This window comes from Providencia rustigianii DSM 4541, from assembly GCF_000156395.1.
GTDB classification, from domain to species: Bacteria; Pseudomonadota; Gammaproteobacteria; order Enterobacterales; family Enterobacteriaceae; genus Providencia; species Providencia rustigianii.
Map to the genome: position 1 here is coordinate 626,804 of NZ_GG703819.1, position 455 is coordinate 627,258.

The 455-nt window shown below is 42.6% G+C and carries 1 pseudogene; it reads left to right on the forward strand.

Annotation, left to right across the window (positions count from 1 at the left end):
* Positions 1 to 455 (forward strand): annotated as a pseudogene (locus PROVRUST_RS20790) (phage portal protein); the annotation flags it as partial.

The following is a 455-nucleotide window of genomic DNA, read 5'->3' on the forward strand; positions in this document are numbered from 1 at the left end:
CTGCCCCTCACCATAGTAGTGCCATCTATGTAAAACGTAATATTCTCACAAGCACATTCATTCCTAATAAATACCTCAGCCGCCAAACCTTTGATAGCTGGGGATTGGATTTTTTACTTTTTGGCAATGGCTATTTAGAGTTACGAGAAAACCGACTCGGGCAAGCGTTAACATTTAAACACTCCCCCGCTAAGTTCACACGCCGAGGCGCAGACTTAGAAACTTACTGGTTTGTACAGCATGGGTATGATACTAAGCCTTATGAGTTTGAAACCGGCAAAGTGCATCACTTAATTGAGCCTGATATTAACCAAGAAATTTACGGGCTGCCTGAATACTTAGCCGCTATTCCATCCGTGTTACTCAATGAAGCATCAACGCTGTTTCGCCGTAAGTATTACCTGAATGGTTCACACGCAGGATATATCTTGTATATCAGTGATGCTGCACAGAAA